The 22297-nt window shown below is 41.1% G+C and carries 16 protein-coding genes and 1 pseudogene; 14 read left to right on the top strand and 3 right to left on the bottom strand.

Annotated features, from left to right (window positions below; genetic code table 11):
* Positions 1-88 precede the first annotated feature (88 nt).
* The 4 genes and pseudogenes from PUQ00_RS06530 to PUQ00_RS06515 all read left to right on the top strand — a co-directional run bounded on the left by PUQ00_RS06530 (position 89) and on the right by PUQ00_RS06515 (position 4997).
* Positions 89-862, top strand: coding sequence for a 16S rRNA (uracil(1498)-N(3))-methyltransferase (locus PUQ00_RS06530; protein ID WP_300414350.1), 774 nt, complete (start codon positions 89-91; stop codon positions 860-862).
* 68 nt (positions 863-930) lie between these two features.
* A complete protein-coding gene (locus PUQ00_RS06525) occupies positions 931-1995 on the top strand; it encodes a tetratricopeptide repeat protein (protein WP_300414348.1) in 1065 nt (354 codons plus the stop codon).
* Positions 1996-2067: 72 nt separating this feature from the next.
* Positions 2068-2550, top strand: a pseudogene (locus tag PUQ00_RS06520) (DUF4351 domain-containing protein); the annotation flags it as partial.
* A gap of 110 nt (positions 2551-2660) precedes the next feature.
* Positions 2661-4997 carry a VIT domain-containing protein gene (locus tag PUQ00_RS06515; RefSeq protein ID WP_300414346.1) on the top strand — a complete coding sequence of 779 codons (2337 nt, stop codon included), beginning with the start codon at positions 2661-2663 and terminating at the stop codon, positions 4995-4997.
* Positions 4998-5027: 30 nt separating this feature from the next.
* On the opposite strand, the gene PUQ00_RS06510 is transcribed toward PUQ00_RS06515, so the two are convergent.
* A complete protein-coding gene (locus PUQ00_RS06510) occupies positions 5028-5564 on the bottom strand; it encodes a hypothetical protein (protein ID WP_300414344.1) in 537 nt (178 codons plus the stop codon).
* Between the two features lie 515 nt (positions 5565-6079).
* On the opposite strand from PUQ00_RS06510, the gene PUQ00_RS06505 reads away from it, so the two are divergent.
* On the top strand, positions 6080-6718 hold the full coding sequence (locus tag PUQ00_RS06505) for a triacylglycerol lipase (protein ID WP_300414343.1): 639 nt from the start codon (positions 6080-6082) through the stop codon (positions 6716-6718).
* A 62-nt stretch (positions 6719-6780) separates the two neighbouring features.
* Here PUQ00_RS06505 and PUQ00_RS06500 read toward each other — a convergent pair whose 3' ends face one another.
* Entirely contained in the window at positions 6781-7212 is a 432-nt protein-coding gene (locus PUQ00_RS06500; protein ID WP_300414342.1) for a VOC family protein, read from the bottom strand.
* A 741-nt stretch (positions 7213-7953) separates the two neighbouring features.
* On the opposite strand from PUQ00_RS06500, the gene PUQ00_RS06495 reads away from it, so the two are divergent.
* From PUQ00_RS06495 to nblS, 7 genes are all read left to right on the top strand, one after another.
* Positions 7954-8775: a TIGR00297 family protein gene (locus PUQ00_RS06495; RefSeq protein WP_300414340.1), complete on the top strand. Its 822-nt coding sequence runs from the start codon at positions 7954-7956 to the stop codon at positions 8773-8775.
* Positions 8776-9220: 445 nt separating this feature from the next.
* Entirely contained in the window at positions 9221-10003 is a 783-nt protein-coding gene (locus tag PUQ00_RS06490; RefSeq protein WP_300414339.1) for a peptidylprolyl isomerase, read from the top strand.
* Positions 9952-12654, top strand: coding sequence for a type I secretion system permease/ATPase (locus PUQ00_RS06485; RefSeq protein WP_300414337.1), 2703 nt, complete (start codon positions 9952-9954; stop codon positions 12652-12654). Before PUQ00_RS06490 ends, PUQ00_RS06485 begins: the two co-directional genes overlap by 52 nt.
* A 469-nt stretch (positions 12655-13123) precedes the next feature.
* Positions 13124-14056, top strand: a complete 933-nt coding sequence (locus PUQ00_RS06480; protein WP_300414335.1) for an SPFH domain-containing protein — start codon at positions 13124-13126, stop codon at positions 14054-14056.
* Positions 14057-14059: 3 nt separating this feature from the next.
* On the top strand, positions 14060-14278 hold the full coding sequence (locus tag PUQ00_RS06475; RefSeq protein ID WP_300414333.1) for a hypothetical protein: 219 nt from the start codon (positions 14060-14062) through the stop codon (positions 14276-14278).
* Between the two features lie 538 nt (positions 14279-14816).
* The gene (locus PUQ00_RS06470) at positions 14817-16829 is read left to right on the top strand and encodes a S8 family peptidase (protein WP_300414331.1); all 2013 of its coding nucleotides are present in this window, start codon (positions 14817-14819) and stop codon (positions 16827-16829) included.
* Between the two features lie 750 nt (positions 16830-17579).
* The gene (gene nblS / locus PUQ00_RS06465) at positions 17580-19526 is read left to right on the top strand and encodes a two-component system sensor histidine kinase NblS (protein WP_300414329.1); all 1947 of its coding nucleotides are present in this window, start codon (positions 17580-17582) and stop codon (positions 19524-19526) included.
* Positions 19527-19695: 169 nt separating this feature from the next.
* Here nblS and PUQ00_RS06460 read toward each other — a convergent pair whose 3' ends face one another.
* Positions 19696-20067, bottom strand: a complete 372-nt coding sequence (locus PUQ00_RS06460) for a zinc ribbon domain-containing protein (RefSeq protein ID WP_300414327.1) — start codon at positions 20065-20067, stop codon at positions 19696-19698.
* A 263-nt stretch (positions 20068-20330) separates the two neighbouring features.
* On the opposite strand from PUQ00_RS06460, the gene PUQ00_RS06455 reads away from it, so the two are divergent.
* Complete coding sequence (locus PUQ00_RS06455) at positions 20331-21698, top strand: AAA family ATPase (protein ID WP_300414325.1); 1368 nt, start codon at positions 20331-20333, stop codon at positions 21696-21698.
* Positions 21695-22288 (top strand): Rho termination factor N-terminal domain-containing protein, encoded by a 594-nt coding sequence (locus PUQ00_RS06450; RefSeq protein WP_300414323.1) that lies wholly within the window; start codon positions 21695-21697, stop codon positions 22286-22288. The genes PUQ00_RS06455 and PUQ00_RS06450 overlap by 4 nt, the downstream gene beginning before the upstream one ends.
* The last annotated feature ends 9 nt before the right edge of the window (positions 22289-22297 follow it).

The raw sequence follows: 22297 nt of genomic DNA, 5'->3' as shown, positions 1-22297 counted from the left end.
TTTATCAAGAAATACAAGAATATTTCATTTCGATCAAAATCCAGTCTAGACGGAAAATAATTCCTATCCTCACCATGCAGAACATATCATGTCTCAACTGCAAAGAATTGCGATCACACCCTCTCAACTCCAACAAGGGCAAATTTTACTCACCAAAGAACAACAACATTATTTAGGGCGGGTGTTGCGCTTGCGTGAAGGCGATCGCTTTATTGCAATGGATGGTAGAGGAAAATGGTGGTTAGCGCAGCTTGCAGGCGAACAAGCACAGGTTTTAGAACCACTGACAGTAGAAACCGAATTACCTGTATCGATTACGCTGATGGTAGCGTTGCCTAAAGGGAATGGATTTGATGAAGTGGTGCGGTGTTGTACGGAGTTGGGAGTAACTTGTATTGCACCAGTATTGAGCGATCGCACTTTGCTTCATCCTAGTCTTCAAAAGCTGGAACGCTGGCGGCGCATCGCAGCCGAAGCCGCCGAACAATCAGAGCGCTCCTTTGTACCGACAATTTTAGAACCTGTTGCTTTTAATACGGGTTTGTCATTAGTCATTGGTCATACCCTGCGGGAAGGCGAAGCGCCTATGTCATTTGCAAACAGCCAGCAATATATCTGTGTGGCGCGTGGTGAGTTTCCCCATTTAAAAGATTACTTACAGTACAAAGGACAAGTGACAAATGACATAGGACAAGAAACAATTATCATTGCTACTGGCCCAGAGGGAGGATGGACAACACAAGAAATTGAGAATGCGAAGTCATCTGGATTTCAACCTGTTTCCCTTGGTCGTCGCATCCTGAGAGCAGTTACAGCCCCAGTAGTAGCATTATCCTTGATTGCCGCAACTTGTGAAGTATAAATGATTTATAGCTCACGCAAAATGACTTTTACGTGAGACATCACTCTAGCGTGTATTTAAAGTAAGTGATGATTGAGCAAGTTGCGATCGCTTTTGAGCATAAAGACTATCAAACAGCTGCTAAATTACTCAAACAGCTGCAAAAAGAATCGCCCGAAAATCCTTGGGTACAATATTATCTCGGTCGGTTACATGAAGTATCTGAAAAGCGCCAAGATGCAGAAAAAATTTATCGGCAACTGCTACGAGATACAACGAATACCAAAATATTGACGCTTGCACGTCAAGGTTTGCAACGGCTACAAGAAATAGAGCTAGAAGAAAGACAAAGAGCCATTTCCCAAGCAACTGCCCAACCTAATAACACCGAACTTAGCGTACTAATTTTAAAGCCACTCAGTAACGAGATGAAAATAGAAGCATCTCGAAAATTCGCCCAGATTATGCAGCTAGACCCCTACACTGCACGGCTGGTATTGCCAAGTCGTGGCTGGAGGTTATACCGCACTGGACAACTAGGAGAACTAAAATTTTACGGCAAACAGCTACAGCAGGCTGGTATTCCTTGCTTTTGGGCAACAATAGCTGAAATTCAGCAAATTCAAGTTTATCAAGTCAAATATTTCCGAGAATCTACCCCAAAAGCTACTGTTGTTTGCTGCAACGAGGCAAATCAACTCGGTTCTCTCACCTTTGACTGGTCAGAAGTTACAGCAAAAGTAGTGGGGCTATTGCCCATTTTTGAGGAAGTCGTAGATCGCGACGTGCGCGGTAAACTGGAACGGAAAACTCAAATACAAGATTATGCCCAGTTTTGTGATTTACAGCTACTTGGTAGACGTTGCATTCTCCGACTTGATGATAACGGCTATGAATTTCAGCAAGGTTTAGAAATCATTCCCCAAGCTAGCCAAAATACAATCAGAATTCATTGGAATAGTTTATCGAGTTGGATTGACCAGCAACTACCTGAAGTCAAAATTTGGTCAGATTTCACGTCCTTTGCAGATACAGCATTAGATCAAACAGAAATGCTGGGTCATATCAAGTCTCACATTCATCTGCTTCGTAGGGAAGAGACTAATTGGGACTCAGCTTTTCATTTATATAGTGGACTGGTGTTGGTTAAATAATTCATAGACAAGTATAAAATGACGCGCTTTATACATGACAAATTCTCCAAGGACTATTTGGAAGAATTACTAAAAGAAGGTTGGTTATCAGGAGTACATTTTCTGCCAGATGCCTTGCGGACACCAATTGTAGCGATACACCAACTACCGCAAACACCGGAGACTTTATGGTTGAGGCTTTTGGGAAGGGGAAGTGTGCAATCACAAGCTATCGTCGAGTTGCAAGCGTTACCATTAAATTATCCATACCAAAAAGCAACACTCGAATTAGTTTACAACTTGCGCGAAAACTTGAGAGTAAATCAAGAATTAGAAGAAGATGATCGGGAGTTAATTATGCGACTAGAACCACTTTATCAAAGAGACAGAGAACAAGCTGTATCAGGAGAACAACGTTTAATTATACGTCAACTCAATCGCCGCATTGGGGAAATTAATGCCTCATTAATCGAAGGAATTAAAGGATTATCTATTGAACAATTAGAGAATCTCGGAGAAGCATTACTAGACTTTTCTAGTGTTGCTGATTTAGAAACTTGGTTAAACCAACAATAAAATAAATGATCATCAGTAAATTAATTTATAGCAATCCGATTGGATTTTTTCAAAAATCTAACTATGCTTGGTCTAAGTTTATATTCCACACAAAGCAAGCTATCAAATCCATGAATACAGTAAGTGCTGAAAACCAACAGTTAGGGAGTTTGTACGTTCAATCCCCTCAAGGACAGCAGCTAGTTTTTCCGCTCAAGCATACGGAAGTTATCGCAAAAATTGCAGGTAACTTGTCACGAGTTGAGGTGATCCAAAGCTTTGAAAATCCCTTCACGCAGCCTTTAGAAGCAGTGTATATCTTTCCGTTACCTGATGAGGCGGCGGTGGATGACATGGAAATAAAAATAGGTAGCCGCATCATCAAAGGCAATATTAAAAAACGTGAAGAAGCTCAAAAAATCTACGAAAAGGCGAAACAAGAAGGACGCACTGCCGGACTTTTAGAACAGCAACGAGACAATATCTTTACCCAATCTCTGGCTAACATCAAACCTGGTGAACAAATTGATGTCACAATTCGTTACACCGAAAGTTTAAAATTTGATGCGGGAAACTACGAATTTGTTTTCCCGATGGTGGTGGGGCCAAGATATATTCCAGGAACGCCGATAGATGGTAGCGGTGACACAGACCAAGTTCCTGATGCTTCTCGGATTACACCGCCTGTAGTCCCAGAAGGAATGGGTAGCCCGTCGCAGACATCGCGTCACAATATTAATGTCACAGTAGAAATTGATGCAGGTTTACCAATTTCTGAAGTGCGTTCTCCTTCACATCAATTAAAAATTGAACACTCAGGTCAAATTGTGCGGATTCAATTAGCCGGAGAAGATACAATTCCCAACAAAGATTTAATTCTCCGCTATCAAGTTTCTGGTAATAAAACTCAATCGACAGTATTAACCCAAGCAGACGATCGCGGCGGACATTTTGCAATTTATCTAATTCCAGCTTTGGAATATTCCACTGATGAAATTGTCCCCAAAGATGTCGTATTTTTGGTGGATACTTCCGGTTCGCAATCTGGCGATCCGTTGCAAAAGTGTCAGGAATTGATGCGGCGATTTATCAATGGGTTGAATCCCCACGATACTTTCACAATTATCGATTTTTCCGATAGAGTCAGACAGTTATCAAAGAAACCTCTGCCGAATACATCAGAAAATCGTGCCGAAGCGATCGCTTACATTAACAATTTACAAGCTGCTGGCAGCACAGAAATGCTCAGTGGCATTCGTACAGCGATAAATTTCCCCACACCAGCCGGAAGATTACGCAGTGTTGTCCTCTTAACCGATGGCTACATCGGTAACGAAAATGAGATTTTGTCAGAGGTACAACAGCACCTACAACCAGGAAATCGCCTTTACAGTTTCGGTGCTGGTAGTTCTGTTAACCGTTTTTTACTAAATCGCATCGCCGAAATTGGCCGGGGAATATCTAGAATTATTCGTCATGATGAACCCACAGAAGAAGTTGCCGAAAAATTTTACAGGCAAATCAACAATCCCGTACTTACAAATATTCAAATTTCTTGGCAAGGTGACACAGAATCGCCTGTGATTTACCCAGCCACAGCGCCTGATTTATTCACCGCACAACCATTAGTTTTATTTGGTCGTAAACAGGATAGAGCCAGAGGTAATCTGCAAATCTCCGGCATTGCTGCGGGCAGTAAGCACTATGAAAAAACATTTAATCTCATATTTGAGGAAACAGGAAATCTTGCTATAGCGCAGTTATGGGGACGTGCCTGCATCAAAGATTTGATGAATCAAATGGTGAGCTTTGAAACAAAAGCTGGTGTAGAAGCAGTTACAGAAACCGCCTTAACTTATCAACTGCTTTCTCAATACACCGCTTTTGTTGCTGTCAGCGATGACGTGCGGGTTGAACCAGGAAGCGAATACCTGTCTATGCAAGTGCCAGTAGAAATGCCTGAAGCAGTTAGTTACGAAGGAGTGTTTGGCAGTCCTCCTGCTGGTGGTTTTGCGCCTAAAATATCATTCTCAATGCCATCAGCGCTAGCCTCAGCAGTAGCTCCAGATTTTCTCCTACAAAAGCGATCGCCAAAATCCCCAGTAGCCAAAGAAGTTAATATCCCTTTTAAGAGCTTTGATTCCCAGGAGATAGAACTAGGTGAAATATCAGACGCAGCTATCAACCATCAGTTAGAAGTAATCAGCGTTACTGGCTTGGATGACACAGGAATTGCTAACCTAACCAAACACTTTCAACAACTAAACTTTCCTTCAGGCTTCAGTGGTGAAATCGTCTTTGAGTTCACTCTCAACAAAGGTCGGGTAGAACGGGTAGTTTTGGATGAGAAAGCCTCGACCCTAAAAGATGCAGTTGTAGTGGAGATAATTAAGCGATCGCTCTTACTTTGGAGAGTTCCTCCATCTACAACTGGCAAAGTTATCTTAAGCTTGCATGTTCACGTTTAACTTCTATAGACCCGAAATTTACGGTCTATATCACTTGTTAGACGTTTTAATCTGACGTGCCATGTCTAAGTAAACACTCATATTTGCTCCTGGACGACGACGACCATTAGAACTAGTAGTCGAAGGAGCAAGATATTTTGGCGCAAAGGTGGTTTCAGTTGGCTGCTCTTTGAGTACTTTGGCTGCTGCGGCTTTTTCATTTTTGCCTGGTTGAATTTTAAGACCCTCAGCAGTCTGCACTAGCTGAACATCCGCTGCTTTGGGATTTTTAGTTGATTGTGCCTTAGCCTGATCTGCGGCGGTTTTTGTTCCGTTCAATGAATCTGGCTTGGATAGAGCTGGTGCTTCTGATGCAATTGTTGCCGTTACTTTCTTAGCATTCGATGCAACTGTCTCTGCTACTTTCTTCACATTCGATGCTACATCTTTAGCAGCATCTTTGGCTTCGTCCAATTCTAAGAAGTAGCCGTTGCTTTTCTTCTTCCCTGGTAAGAGTCCAGTAATCAAACCCAGGATACCGCTAAGAAAACCCTGAATACCCGAAATTAGCTTTTTGATAAAATCCATTACAATTACTCCTGCCTTTTACCTTTTATATTTGCAACTCGACCGTAATTGTTAAAAATTACGACAAAATGTTACATTTTTCTGCTTTGCGTCACCCCGTTATGGTGACAACGTTTATAGGCTTGTACTTAATCAACATTCTAGTAAAACTATAGGGCAAATGTTTTCTTACAGGCACTTGCAACCTCTATACACTGAGAACTAATTATTAAATTTTACTGTAGCTAAGAGCAAGATTCTGAAAGCAAGCTTGACAAAAATTAACATTTCTTTGTTTGGTAAATAGCTAATTGAAGTGACGCAAGCAGTTAACTTTCAACCAGTGGGAGGAGTGTCATAGCCTATTGGCAGATAGCGATAGCGGTAAGTTAGATTTTATACAATTTAGATTCAGAAGCATTTCACTTTTGCAAAAATATCTTTATAAAGAATCCGAAAAGCGATAGCTCCAGTTTGTAGAGCTTTATGTACCGACAAAAGTGAGATAGGCCCCTTAATTCAGCCAGATTTTGTAAATGAACACTGAAAATAAACAACGCAATCCCGTTTTGCTAATACACGGGATTGACGACACAGAGGCAGTTTTCCATAAAATGAGGGCATACCTCATACAAGGGGGTTGGTCTGTATATAGCCTGGATTTGCTTCCCAATAATGGTGATGTGGGTCTTGATGAATTAGCAAAGCAGGTAGCCGATTATGTTACAGCTACCTTTGGATCAGAACAACGCCTAGATTTAGTCGGCTTCAGTATGGGAGGAATTGTCAGCCGTTACTATATTCAGCGACTGGGAGGGATTAACCGCGTACAGAGGTTTATTACCATTTCTTCGCCCCATCATGGAACTGTTGTTGCTTATGGTTCCTGGCGTCCTGGTTGCGTACAAATGCGCCCCGACAGCATTTTTCTCAAGGATTTAAATTCTGATGCTGTAATAATATTGGGGCAGCTAGATTTTACATCTATCTGGACACCTTATGATTTGATGATTGTCCCAGCCAATAGTTCACAAATCTCCGTAGGAAGCGAAGTAATAGTACCAGTTGCTCTACACCCTTGGATGCTAACAGACTCCAGGAGTTTAGCAGTAGTAACAGCAGCTTTAGCAGAGGAGATTAAGCTACCTTTCCTTAAAAAAGTATCTAGTCAGTAGCTAGAATGCTTGCCAGACTTGATTTTTTCATCTTTAATTACGAATTACGAATTACGAATTTATTAAGTCCTATCCCCAATTTGTGTATGTTCGTAACTCCCAAAAATCGCCTCTGCGTGACGATAATACTTGAACTCCATGAGGTTATAAAAGGGATCTTCTAAAAAGAAAGTGCGATGCTCAAGAGGAGAACCAACAAAGCGATTTTTGGTTGATTCGCGAAAAAGTAGCTGTTGTTGTTGTGCCCTTTCTAGTAAGTCTTGCCAATCACGTTCTTGGGTAAAAATTAGCCCAAAGTGTCTGGGATAGATAGTATTTTGCGGTATCAAGGGTTCTTTGGTGACGTGAGCCACTAGTTGATGACCGTAGAGATTGAGAATCAGGGCGTAGCGGTTTTCACGACCAGGAATGCAGCCCAAGCCATCCACGTAATATGCTTTTGTTTGGGCAACGTCAGTTACAGGGAAAGCAAGATGGAATAAAGTTTGGCTCATAGCTTGTGTGGAAAAGAGTAGTAGTTGATGCTATCTACAATAGACTTATCCACAAATAAACCTCAAAATAGCTGAAACCCTTACATAGCTGGCTTTTTAGCTTATATAAAACAGGAACCTCTAAAACCCTCTCCAGAGCTAGGTTTCAGCCAAATAAAGTTCTCATTTCCGGATAAGTCTAATTTATGCTGTTAGGTCTTGATTGTGGTCAACTTGAACACAGTTTTAATTAAGATTAACTTATATCCTTATATCCTGATGACTAAGATTGGGGACTGAGTAAGATTTCAGCTGCTGCACATGCAGCTATACTAATTTAGGTTTGCATAGGCAGACGCTTAGGAACGGAGATTTAATAACTTACAACTTCATTAGAGTGTATTGGGTGCGTTAAGCACTCAAGAATCTACCCAACTAAACAAAAGTTTTGCATTTTGTTTAATCCACGTTCTTTAGTCAATATTGCAGTGTATATCTAAGACATTGTTTGTAGTTTTACACTCAGCTTTCAAGTCTACGCCTACGCTATACCCTTAATAATACAAACATATTACTTTAGCTGGGGAGGTGTCAGCTCCTTCGGGGAAGTCAAAAGTCAAAAGTTAAAAGTAAGAAGTAAGAACCCCATAAATAAATTTAGGGGCTTGTACCTTTTTATTTCTGGTCAGAGATTAAGCACTAAGTATCACAAATTCGTTATTCTGTTGATATTCAGACAAAATTACTCATGATTAATTGCTGATGTCATCCTTAATTAATTCTGTAAATCCCTGGTTGGTAGCAATAGGATTAAACACAATTTTATTGGGTTTAGCTTGGATTGCTCCGAAAAAGCTGCTTACCCCTGCTGGATTATTCCACGCCTGGTTCTTGTCCATCCTAATTTGGGTAACTCTAGGCTGGCAAGGATATGCAGTAATAATGTTCTATTTTCTGGTTGGTTCTGGCGTTACCCGCATCGGTATGGCGCAGAAAGAGGCAGAAGGAATTGCCGAAAAGCGTTCTGGGGCAAGAGGCCCAGAAAATGTTTGGGGTTCGGCTTTAACTGGGGCGCTGTGTGCCTTGGGAGTAGGGCTAATAAATTCGGGGTTTCTTGTACCTGGTTCCCAATACTTCGACTTTGTTCAGTACAAGTCGCTCATTACAAGTCCCCAGTCTCTATTATTGTTAGGCTATGTAGCGAGTTTCAGTACTAAGCTGGCTGACACCACTGCCAGCGAAGTTGGTAAAGCATATGGTAAAAGCACCTTTCTAATTACCACACTCCAACCAGTGCCTCGCGGTACAGAAGGGGCGGTAAGTTTGGAGGGAACTTTAGCTGGTATCGTGGCTTCTGTAGCGATCGCATTTGTTGGTTGGGCAGTTGGTTTAATTGATCTATTGGGAGTAGCTTGGTGTGTGCTGGCAGCATTTATTGCCACTAACTTAGAAAGTGTGATTGGGGCAACACTGCAATCTAAGTATACCTGGCTGACCAATGAAGTAGTCAATATTTTTAATACATTAATCGGTGCGATCGCGGCTGTGCTACTTGCGTGGACATGGATAAATATTATTAAGTAAACAGATGAGCATAAACAATTACTCATTAAGGTGGCGTATGGGGCGATTTTTCTAAGTCAGTTCCGACAACTTTGGTAATAAAAGTAAGGCAGTGGCTCGACTTTTAGCAACTTGGGTAGAAAACGGGCAAAAAACAATACTTAATAGATTTTGGTTTATTTTCGCCTATCTAACTAGCTGATCATTTCTCTGAATCTATAAAGATTTGGTTAGACAAGTTGCTTTGCCTGACAACTGAATATTTTCAATCCTGTTTTGTCGCCGCTAGACCGTAAAACTAATCATGGCAAATTATTTTATTTCGTAGCTATATAATTCTTTGACCATTTAGATGTAATTAGTTCATAGAATCTTTATCATATTTATCCATCAATCACCAGATGATCTCTATATGATTTAATTTAAAAGTTCTATAGGTGTTTAATCATTGTCACATAAATAGTTTATGGAATATTTATCATTTTTGACAATCAATGACCAAATAATTTCTATTGAGGAAGCAGTAAAGTATCTGCAAGCCTCTGGAAAATTAGGACAGTTCATTGGAGATATTCTCCGCCAGTACGTTATTGAGTCAGAAATCCGAATCCGAGACGATATTGAGATTGGTACAGCAATAACTGAACAGGCAATTATTGACTTTAGGCTGAAAAATCAACTGACTGACCCTGAAAGTTTTCAACAATGGTTAAAGACCAATAACACAGATTACGCTAGCTTTTACACATCGGTTACTTTTGGGTACAAGTTAGAAAAGCTGAAAGCTGTAGTGACAGAACCAAAACTCCAAGAATATTTTATTGAACGCAAAATTTTTTTGGATCGGTTAGTACTTTCTCGGATTGTTGTTGATAATCGAGAATTGGTAGACGAACTACAAACCCAAATTGAAGAAGGAGGTAGTTTTGAGCAATTAGCTAAAGAATATTCACTTGCAGATGACCGAATTGTAAACGGCATGATGGGAATCATCAGCCGAGGCAGTATGCCAGATATATTACGGGCAGCTATTGATGTGGCAAGTCCTGGAGAATTGATCGGGCCAATAGAAATCGTTGGCAAAGACTCTCTCCAAGGAGAAGGGCCTTATGGTTTGTTTCGAGTAGAACAATTTCTGCCCGCGTCTTTAGAAGATACTCAATTAAAGCAAGCACTACAAAATGAGTTGTTTGACAAATGGCTAGCAGAGAAAATTCAAAAACTGACAGTCAAGTTACAAGTGAGTTAAAAATTCTGGATAATGAATCTTTACGATTAAAAGTGCTAGCTTCTTTGCCTTGGAATCAGCCACCGCTATGTTGGCTGACTCCCGAACAACAATCCAAGTTGCAAAATGAGTCGCAAACTCGTCAATATCGTCTTGGAGAAAAAATCTGGTCAAACGATATTGGCGGTTATCAATTCTTAATTGTGGCTGGGAAAGTGCGCTTGCGAGAGGAGGGCATTAGCAAACCTTTAGCAGCCCTAGAAGTCGGGGATTGGTTTGGTGACTTACAAAAGATGTCTGCGGATTTTAAAGCTGTAGCTGCTAGTAAAGAAGTGATAGTAGTGTGTTGGGATACTGCGCTGTGGGCAGAATTTTCTCACCCACAAATTCAGGAGTTCTGGCAAGTGTTACCAGTAGGTATGGAGAGAGAAAAGGAGACATTTTCCTTCTCTGCCACTCCTGCACTACCGCCAGCTTCCGTTGGCACTTCTGGCCCCCACAGCCTCCAACCCCAAAGAAAACTCCCAGCCGCCAATCTGATCATCTCAAATTATCCGTTTGTTGCCAGTTGGAACAGCGCAGCTGCTTGTTTAACAATGGTGGCACAACAGTTAGAAAATTCTGTGCAACTGGAATGGGTGCAGCGCCAACTCAGAGGACAACGCCCAAAACAGGTTGTGGAAGCAGCAGAAAAGTTAGGGTTAGTGTTGCGGCGGTTACAAGTGAGTTGGGGTGAGTTGCGACAGCTGTCATTTCCAGCTTTATTGTTGTGGAATTCTGACTCACCCCAGAGTCCATCCTGGGTGGTGGCCTATGGAGTTAAGGGCGATCGCCTAATTATCGCTAACCCTCTAAATCCCGAACGGACTTGTGAAAGCTTGCCGCAGTCGATAGTTGAGGCATCCTGGAATGGACAATTATGGCAAGTAGAACTCATATCCCAGCAAGAAAAATTTAACCTCAGTTGGTTCACTCCAGCAGTTTGGAAGTATAAGGGATTGCTAACAGAAGTATTGTTAGCATCTTTTACCTTGCAGCTTTTGGGGTTAACAACACCGCTAATTACGCAAGTCGTTATTGATAAAGTGATGGTGCAGGGGAGTTTGCCGACTCTCGATGTGATGGCGATCGCACTTTTGTGTGTAGCCATATTTGAGTCCATACTCGGCATTCTGCGCTTATTCATCTTTACCCATACAGCTCGTCGTCTCGATTTGAGTTTATCAGCACAGCTATTTCGCCATTTGATGCGTCTGCCTTTGGCTTATTTTGAGTCGCGGCGCGTCGGAGACACAATAGCACGAGTCCAGGAACTTGAACAAATTCGTCAGTTTCTCACAGGTACAGCATTAACTGTGATTCTAGATAGCATCTTTGCTGTGGTGTACCTGGCATTGATGTTTTACTATAACGTCCCACTCACCTTTGTCGCCTTAGCAGTACTGCCGCTATTTGCCACATTGACGATAGTTGCAACCCCAATTCTGCGTAACTGGCTCAACGAAACCTTTAACCGCAGTGCCGATAGTCAATCGTTTTTAGTGGAGACAATCACCGGGATTCACTCCGTTAAAGCCCATGCAGCAGAACCAGTAGCCCGCGATCGCTGGGAAGGCTTATTTGCTCGCTTCATTCGCACAGGTTTTAAAGCTTCTACTACCTCCAATATCAGCAGCAACATTGGTGACTTTCTCACCAATTTTTCCACCATGCTGATTCTCTGGTTTGGCGCCAAGTTAGTCATCGAACAAAAGCTCACAATCGGACAGCTAGTTGCGTTTCAAATGCTGTCTGGTAGAGTCACAGGCCCACTTTTGCGTTTAGTACAGTTGTGGCAAAACCTCCAACAAGTGCTACTTTCTGTAGATCGCATTGGTGATATTCTCAACGTTTCCCCAGAAGCTGAACTAGGAACTGGACTAGTTTTACCACCCCTGAAAGGACAAGTCACCTTCGAGCAAGTATTTTTCCGTTACCGTCCCAACTTTGAAGCAATTCTGCGGGGAATATCTTTCAATGCCGAACCAGGGCAATTTGTTGGCATTGTCGGACGTAGCGGTTCTGGTAAAAGTACCCTGTCTAAGCTATTGCAGCGCCTCTATCAAATTGAATCAGGACGCATCCTGATTGATGGTTTTGATATTAAAAGTGCCGATTTAGCCTCACTGCGGCAACAAGTTAGTGTAGTTCTCCAAGAAGACTTTTTATTCAACGGTTCGATTTTGGAAAATATCACTCTCGGTACTCCCGACATTACCGCAGAGCAAGTAGTAGAGGCGGCAAGACTAGCAGTAGCCCATGACTTCATCAGTCAATTACCCTACGGTTACGAAACCAATGTTGGTGAACGCGGTACCGCTTTATCTGGTGGACAGAGACAACGCATTGCCCTAGCAAGGCTATTTCTTTCCCAAGCGCCGATTTTAGTTTTGGATGAAGCTACCAGCGCTTTGGATAGTGAAACTGAACAACAAGTATTGCAAAACCTGCAAAAAATTTCCGCTAATCGTACTGTGTTCCTGATTGCTCACCGCTTTGCCCCCCTCAAACGTGCTGATTTGATTTTGGTATTGGAGCAAGGCGTGATTGCCGAACGTGGTACTCACTCACAGTTGTTGCAACAAAAGGGTTTGTATTGGTCACTATATCAACGGCAGCAGGCAAATATCTAGTGATGCCAAGTCTAGATTTAACACCTGTTGGATAAGTAGCCAACCCTTATTTAACCTCAAAAATTCAACTAAAAGCGCTCTCAATCCTAGAGAGCGTTTTGCTGTTTGGTGACGCTCTGGCTTTTTGCCTTTGCCCAAATCTTAATATCATTGACAAAAATCTTTGCAACACATGAATCGGCTGTAGGGGCGTACAGCTGGTCATAGGTGTCAACTTAAGGTGAAACCCTTTTAAAACCTCGTTTCCAGCCAGAGGCTGGAAATGCTGTTTTTTGTGGCTCTGTTGCTAATTCTGGAGGCTCCGCCTCCCATATGCATTCCCAGTCTCTGACTGGGAACGAAGCAATCTCTAAAAGCTGGTTCTAGGCTGGTTTTACCTTAAGTTGACACCCATGACGGCTGGTCACTTGCTATTTGTGATTACAATGATATCATTTTGATATTAAAAAACAGATCACATGAATAGATAATGAAGCAGCAAATCGAGGATTTTCCTGCCTTTAAAGTCAACGGCTTCATAGCTTTGAGCATAATCCTGGCTTTGGCAATTTTTGGCAGTTGGCAGGTTTGGGCAACAATACAGGGATTAATAGAAGTATTAGGCAGAAGTTTTAATAAGGTAGAAGATTTTGCCGATTTAACAGAAATGGGTGCATGGTTAGGGGCGACACTTATCGTAGTAGTAATTCCTTCACTGTCGGGTTTGTTTACAGTTGAGCCAAATCAAGCAAGAGTACTAGTCTTTTTAGGGAGTTACGTTGGTACTGTCAAGGAAGCAGGATTTTGGTGGACTAACCCTTTGACTAACAAACGTCAGGTATCTTTACGGGTTCGCAACTTTAACAGCAAAATATTGAAAGTAAATGATGCTCAAGGCAGCCCGATAGAGATTGCAGCCGTAGTGGTGTGGCAAGTAGTAGAATCAGCCAAGTCTACATTTGCGGTTGATGACTACGAGCAATTTGTTGCCATCCAGAGTGAGACATCGATACGTGCCCTAGCAATCCGCTATCCTTATGATGCGCCTGATGAACAATCAATTCCTTCGTTGCGTGCAGTACCTGATGAAATCGCGCTTTTCCTCCAAAAAGAATTGCAAGCGAGACTGGAAGTTGCAGGAGTTGAAGTGTTAGAAGCGAGACTTTCTCATCTTGCGTATGCTCCAGAAATTGCTCAAATGATGCTGCGTCGTCAACAAGCCAAAGCAATGATTGATGCACGGCGGCAAATTGTTGAGAGTGCAGTCGGAATGGTTGATGAAGCACTAAAACGGATCAGTGAACAACAAATTATTGACTTGGATGATGAACGCAAAGCCGCTATGATTAACAATCTGTTGGTTGTCCTAACCTCAGAACAGAACATCCAACCAGTGATTAACACTGGCAGCCTTTACACCTAAGACATGAGCCAGAAAAAACGGTTTTTACTGCGTTTAGACCTTGAGTTATACGAAGTGCTGGAAAAATGGTCTTCTGATGAATTAAGGAGTGTTAATGCTCAAATTGAGTATCTCCTGACAGAAGCAGCACGCAAAACAGGGAGATGGAAAGAAGATAAGCGCCAAAAAAATACTAAAAAGTACAAGATGGATACACAGACGCAAGACACATTAGATGATTAATCCTAAATTCTACACTTGTATTACAGACGTAATGAGGATGGTGTGCTTTTAAATCAAGTATTTGTTGTCTTAGCCCTTTTTTGTCACTCTCGGAAAACAATAATCTCAGCCAAATTCTCGGACTTTGATTTAGCCCCGTAACCGTTTGAACGATTAGATTCTCCCAAAGTGACAAAAGAGGGATAAGCTAAAATCCATCTAATTTGTAGATGAGAATTTTCTGAATATATTGTGGGGTGGGCATCTTGCCCGCCTTGATTATGCAACTTGAATGCCGATTAGCTTAATGCAATTTTTCTATTGCACCAATTTCGACTTTTTAACTAGTCATAATTTAAAATTGACTTGATAAATTGACTCTTAAGAAAAAGTACTATTTTGAAAATGTTTTTTGGTAATAAAATTAGCATTTTGTTCTGAGATTTCATAGTAATTATTGACAATAGAGCTTGTTCACACCTTAAAACCTTTTTCTTGTAAAGGTTTTAACGCTTCAAACTGTCAAAAAACGATTGATATTTTTGAGAGAAAAATACTTATGCTCCGTAATGATGTTAATCACAATCTGTTGTCAAATAAACAGCTAAATTTCTCTTCAACCTCCTCATTAGATACCTTTAATACGAAGGATGACTATAGCCTCAACTTCAGCAAACGTAGTAGTTACAACTCAACCGATGCTGATGTGCAGTTGCAAAATAGCAGTAACGCTACTGCTAATGCTTTAAGCACTGGAAATTATAACTCCACCAATGGCTATGGCTTAATTAATGCAGCAGCAGCAGTGGCTAGAGCTGCTGGTCAGAATACCTTTGCTGATGTTCCTAACCTTGGTGGCAATAATTGGGGAGCAGACCTCATTAAAGCACCGGAAGCTTGGGCACATGGATATACAGGTAAAGGCGTTGTTGTTGCTGTTATAGATACTGGAGTTGACTACAACCACGAGGATTTAAAGGATAATATCTGGACGAATCCCAAGGAAATTGCTGGCAATGGTAAAGATGATGATGGCAATGGCTATGCTGATGATATCCACGGCTGGAACTTTGTTGACAATAACAACAACACCCTAGATGACAACGGTCATGGCACTCATGTTTCCGGGACGATCGCCGGAGAGAATAATAACTACGGTGTCACTGGTATTGCTTATGATGCCAAGATTATGCCTATCAAAGTTTTAGATAGCTCTGGCTCTGGTTCCGACACTTCCATTGCTAAGGGCATTCATTATGCTGTGGACAATGGAGCTAACGTGATTAACCTCAGTTTAGGAGGTGCTTATTCCAATGGTACTCTGGAGTCAGCCATTGACTATGCCAGCAGCAAAGGAGTGATTGTGGTCATGGCAGCAGGTAATGATGGTGGCTCTTCACCAGACTATCCCGCCAGCTATGCATCCAAGTCGGGAATTGCTGTTGGGGCAGTGGATAGGAATAATAACCTAGCTGACTTCTCTAACCGCTCTGGAACGAATCAAATTTCCTACGTCACAGCCCCAGGAGTCAAAGTCTACTCCTCAGTTCCAAATAATCAGTATGCTACTTATAGTGGTACGTCGATGGCTGCTCCCCATGTTGCTGGTGTAGTTGCCCTGATGCTTAGTGCTAACCCCAAGCTAACTGATGCCCAAGTCCGTGAGATTGTCGCAGACACCGCCGGAAATAGTACACAAACTACAAGCTCTAGTTTGAATATTTCTCATGTCAGTTCTCTAGCAAGTCAGGTGATTGCAGACACAGCCAGAAATAATACACAAACTACAATCTCTAATTTTAATAATTCCGATGTTAGTTCTCTGAAAAGGCAGGCAATGTCTAACAGCAATCTGCTACACATCGACGCACAAACCGCAAATCCTCTTACATCACAGACAATTTCTAGTTTTAATGGTTCCAATTTTGGTTCTCTAATGGGTCAGGCGGTTGCAGAAACGCCAAAATATTTGACATCAGAGACTATTGCTAGTTTTAATAATTATGATGTCGATTCTCTAATGGGTGAGGCAATGTCTACGACGGTCACTGAGCCAAGTCTAAGTGCGGGCGATGTCTACCCAGAAACGCCAAAATATTTGACATCAGAGACTATTGCTAGTTTTAATAATTATGATGTCGATTCTCTAATGGGTGAGGCAATGTCTACGACGGTCACTGAGCCAAGTCTAAGTGCGGGCGATGTCTACCCAGAAACGCCAAAATATTTGACATCAGAGACTATTGCTAGTTTTAATAATTATGATGTCGATTCTCTAATGGGTGAGGCAATGTCTACGACGGTCACTGAGCCAAGTCTAAGTGCGGGCGATGTCTACCCAGAAACGCCAAAATATTTGACATCAGAGACTATTGCTAGTTTTAATAATTATGATGTCGATTCTCTAATGGGTGAGGCAATGTCTACGACGGTCACTGAGCCAAGTCTAAGTGCGGGCGATGTCTACCCAGAAACGCCAAAATATTTGACATCAGAGACTATTGCTAGTTTTAATAATTATGATGTCGATTCTCTAATAGACTTATCCACAAATAAACCTCAAAATAGCTGAAACCCTTACATAGCTGGCTTTTTAGCTTATATAAAACAGGAACCTCTAAAACCCTCTCCAGAGCTAGGTTTCAGCCAAATAAAGTTCTCATTTCCGGATAAGTCTAATGGGTGAGGCGATCGCACCCCGAATATTCGTACCCTCATAAAGGCGATCGCACTTCTCACTGAATCTTTGATTCAGTAGTCTACAATCAGTGGTGGGTTCAGAGCAACCACTGATAGCGAAGCGTTAGCGAGTCCTCGAGCGTCTTGCAATTTTTAATTAATAATTTTTAATTGGAGCGTAGCGACTTGACTCGGCGAGTCAAGTCTACGCAAGTTGGGCATTAATCAAGTTAAAATGCTATGGCATAGCCTGATACAAATGTAAAATTATAGTGATAGGCTATGGGATACTCTATACACAGATTTTGCAGTAATATCCTTGCGATGGTGTCTTCTTACAAACCACTCGGTAAGCCTAAAGCTCAGTCACAAAACGTGCTGATATCTAAGCGACCCGTGCGGTAATAAAGCGCTATGAACAAAATTCACCATTCTGTGGCGAAAAAATGGGGTTTAAGGCGTTAATCCTGAACTGGACATCAACTCCGATGGCTGAAATGAGGTAAATTCGTTAAGACCACCTTAACAGAAATATCCCCAGCACTCCCGCATTCGCCAGGCCCCTAACACGTTTGTCAAATTAACTGTTAATTTTTTAGTTGTTGGGCTTTATAACAAAGACTACTAACAACTTTATTTTAAGATGCTAGCTCTGTTAAAAACAATTCGAGATGCGATCGCTAGTTGGTGGTCAGAGTTCACTCTCCAGACCAAACTGCTGGCTGTAGCCACAATGGTCGTTTCGTTGGTGATGAGTGGTCTGACCTTCTGGGCTGTGAATACAATTCAGCAGGATGCGCGGATGAATGACACCCGCTTTGGCCGTGACTTGGGGCTGCTGCTTGCTGCCAACGTTGCCCCCCTAGTCGCTGACAATAATCTTACTGAGGTTGCCCGATTTTCCCAGCGCTTCTATAGCAGCACCTCTAGTGTGCGTTATATGCTCTACGCTGATGAAACCGGGGAAATCTTTTTTGGCATTCCTTTTTGGGAAGCCGAGGTAGAAAATTCCCTCACCATTAAACGGCGGATACAACTGCCAGAAGATTACCCTGGTGATGGGGAAAAGCCGATGGTGCGGCAACACATGACCCCAGATGGCACAGTTACCGATGTATTTATTCCCCTGATCGTCAATAAAAAATACTTAGGTGTATTAGCGATCGGTATCAACCCGAATCAGACTGCTGTCATTTCCACCAATTTTACCCGCGATGTCACCATTGCCGTTTTTATCACGATTTGGGTAATGGTGATTTTGGCAGGAGTGATTAACGCTTTGACGATCACTAAGCCGATTAAAGAACTGCTGGTGGGGGTGAAACAAATTGCTACCGGGAATTTCAAGCAGCGCATTGATTTACCTTTAGGAGGCGAACTGGGGGAGTTAATTTTAAGTTTTAATGAAATGGCAGAGCGATTAGAACGCTATGAAGAACAGAATATTGAGGAACTGACCGCAGAAAAAGCCAAATTAGAAACCCTAGTTTCAACGATCGCAGATGGTGCTGTGTTGATTGATAACAACATGCAGGTGATTTTAGTCAACCCCACAGCACAGCGAATTTTTGGCTGGGAAGCTGCTGACGTGGTAGGCTGCAATGTGTTACATCACTTGCCAGCATCAGTACAAATGGAAATCACCCGTCCCTTGTACGAAATGGCAGCAGGGGAATGCGAAAGCGCCGAATTCCGAATTTTTATTAAGCAACCCGCCCCACGAACGATCCGCATTCTTTTGACTACAGTACTCAACCTGCAAAGGGAAAGTATCAAAGGTATTGCGATTACTATCCAAGATATTACCCGCGAGGTGGAACTAAACGAGGCAAAAAGTCAATTTATCAGCAACGTTTCTCACGAACTGCGAACGCCTCTATTTAACATCAAAACCTATATTGAAACCCTGCACGATTACGGCGAAGACTTAGCTTTACAAGAACGCCAGGAGTTTTTGCAAACTGTCAACCATGAAACCGATCGCCTAACCCGCCTAGTTAACGATGTTTTGGATTTGTCAAAACTCGAATCTGGTCGCAATTATAACTTTGATGGCGTAGATTTAGCCCAAGCGATCGAGCAAACACTGCGTACTTACCAACTCAATGCTAAAGATAAAGGTGTTGAACTTGTTCAAGAAGTTGCTCCTAATTTGCCCTTAGTAATGGGTAATTATGATCTATTAGTACAAGTGTTTGGCAACCTGATTGGTAATGCCCTGAAATTTACAAAAGCCGGTGGTAAAGTCGCAATCCGCGCCTACCAAGTAGATTTCAAACCCAGTCACACCCAATCTTCTCCAGTGCGGATTGAAATTTCCGATACTGGAATTGGCATCGCCACAGAAGATCAACACTCAATTTTTGAACGCTTCTTCCGCGTAGAAAACCGAGTTCACACCCTAGAAGGTACGGGTTTAGGTTTATCGATTGTCAGAAATATCATCGACAGGCATCGTAGTAAAGTCCATCTAGTGAGTGAAGTTGGCATTGGCACCACTTTTTGGTTCGATTTAGCCGCATTTGAGGAAAAAGCGCCACCGATACAAGTTGAACCTATTGCTGAAGCATCCAAAATCACCACAGCTTGAAGGTTAGGATTGGGGATTGGGTATTTTTGACCTCTCTCCAAACCTCTCCTAAAAGGAGAGAGGCTTTGAATTTTACTCCCCTTTTCTTGTAGAGAAGGGCTATTCTTGTTAGGTCTGTATTGAACTCAACAGAGAAGCGTTATATTCTCTATTCCCCAGAAAACACAAATCAAGGTCTTAATATAACGAACAACAAACAGACCAATAATAAACCTAATAGCAACAGCAAAGCTTGATTGCGTTTTACCCAACTTTTCACAGTTAATGCAAAACTGTTAGTGTAACGCTGCTGTTCCAACTCTAACTTTGTCTCTTCAATATTTTGGTAGAGGGTACAGTCTTTGGCATAGGGACGCTGGGGAAAATTGCAAGTATCATCAGCCTCATAAGTGCAAGTGTCGCATAGATACCCGTCCCTAGTGGCGCGGTGCAGTGGAATACCGGGATGACCGTAAGCTTTGAGTGTCGTCCGGCAATAGGGACAATTAATAGCTTGACTATTAACGAGTTGATGGCAGTGGGGACAAGATACAGTAGCCAAAACCTTTAGCGCAAATAGGTTAACTAAACACTTTGATTCTAGCCATTTACAGGGGTAATGGGGAAATACATATATAGCCTGTTAATTTTAAATATGGCTAGCTCTCAAAAGTGGTTATTTTATCAGCAAAAGTACTAATATTATGATGATTTTTTCTCTTTTCCTAAGTGATTTATATCACTCAAAATAATTAAGGCTATGCCATAATCGAGCAAATATCAGGTTTTGTCCCAAGTTCAAGAATTATTTAGAGGTAGAAAATATTGCCTTTTAATCCTGAGCTATGCCGTAACGAAAGCGAAGTTGAAAGCAAACTTATAGTGCAATATTTGCTACCGCAGCTAGGTTATACTCCTGACACCTGGCATCAAGAAGTTGCCCTCGGTAGCATCCGCTTAGATTTTTTAGCATTTGCCGCACAAGTTATTCCCTTTGTCTTAGATGCAAACTCACCGTTGAGTGTCGTCATGGAGGCAAAGCATCCCAAACAAAACTTAAATAATCATGTACATCGACTCAGGCATTATTTAACCAGCTTGAATGTCAAATATGGATTGTTGACTAATGGCAAAGAGATTAGAATTTATCAAAAATCGCAATACGATATTCAATTAGTATTTCAATGTTCTGGGAAGGAAGTTGAGATAAAGATAGATAAAATTAAAGGTTTGATTGGTAGAGAGAGTTTTAAAGAAGGACAGTTAATAAATAAGCCAGAAGTTCAAATAACTGAAAATAATTTAAATTTGAAAACAAAGAGGCAACATTCAATGAAAACAATTGCGGTTTATCATAATAAAGGCGGTGTGGGTAAAACGACTGTTACTGTTAATTTGGCAGCTGCCCTACGAAAGAAAGGAAAGAGGGTGTTAATCATTGATTTAGATAGCCAGGCTAATACTACATTGGCGACGGGATTAATTAGATTTGATGATGAAGAATTAGATGATTTAAAAGACTGTAATATTAGTCACGTTTTACTATCAGAAGACTCTTTTCCTATAAAAGAAGTTGCTAAGAAATCTCTATTTACTCAACCAGAGATTGATGTGGTTCCTTCTCATATTAACTTAATGAAGTATGAATCGGAACTTAATCAACTGCCTGATAGTAAGATGATGTTAATTGGAAAGTTCAAGATGATAGAAGATAATTATGATATTGTTATACTTGATACGCCTCCTGCTATTGATCTTTTTTCAGAAATTGCTTTAATAACATCTGACTATTTACTTATTCCTTCTGATTTAAAGCCTTTTGCCAATCAAGGGCTATTAAATGTAAAGGAGTTTATTAAGCGAACTGATAAGTTTAGAAAATATATTAGTAAAGTACCCATTGAAATACTTGGTGTTCTTCCTTGCAAAATTTCAACCAATGCTAGATTTATCCAATCTACTTTACCAAAACGTATAGAACAGATTACAAAACGTTATGGTTTGAATGTGATGGATAGTGTCATATATGAAAGAGAGGATCTAGCAAAATGCGGCGAACAAGTTAAAGTTATAGGTAACATGGAAATACCTGATCCCAGGTCTGTGCTTGATTTTAAACCAAATTGTACTTCTGCTCAAGAAATGGAATTATTAGCAATAGAAGTTTTACAAAAAATAGGAATGCCTTCATGAAACTATCTAATTCATTTATAGCTGTGAAGAAAATCTCTTCTCCTGTTCTGCGCTCACAATTTTCAGAAGATGAATTGACGCGGACAGCAGAGTTAATTTTGAAAGTTGAAGGAATTATCAATCCATTAATTCTTCGTATAACTAGTGCACAGTCATATGAGGTTGTTGATGGACACTTTGAATACTACGCTGCTACTAGAGCAAAAGAAATAGATTCTCAAAAGGGTGAGTATATTGGAGCATTCATTATTGATCCAGATAATGAAGAAGTTTTCCAAGAACAAGTTGAATTAATAAGAAAAAGAGAATTCGGTGACAACGAAATAAAAAAAAAGTTAGAAAGTCTTACTGCTCAGATTGCTAAATTAGCTGAATCAGTCAAAAAAATTGAAAATATTTTTACTAATATAGAAAAGCCAAAACGTAGCAATCAGAAAAAAACTCAGAAAAGAACATCTGAAAAGTCTGAATATGACACTATGACAGTTACACAGCTTAAAGAGATAGCAAAGCAACAGAAAATAGTGGGTTCTTCAAAAATGAACAAAGGTGAACTCATTACAGCAATAACTAATATTTTAAAATCTTAATTATTCTCA

It is taken from the genome of Nostoc sp. S13 (genome assembly GCF_029379315.1).
Lineage (GTDB): Bacteria > Cyanobacteriota > Cyanobacteriia > Cyanobacteriales > Nostocaceae > Nostoc.
Note: the sequence above shows the minus strand (reverse complement) of the source record. Positions and strands in the feature narration are given on the sequence as shown.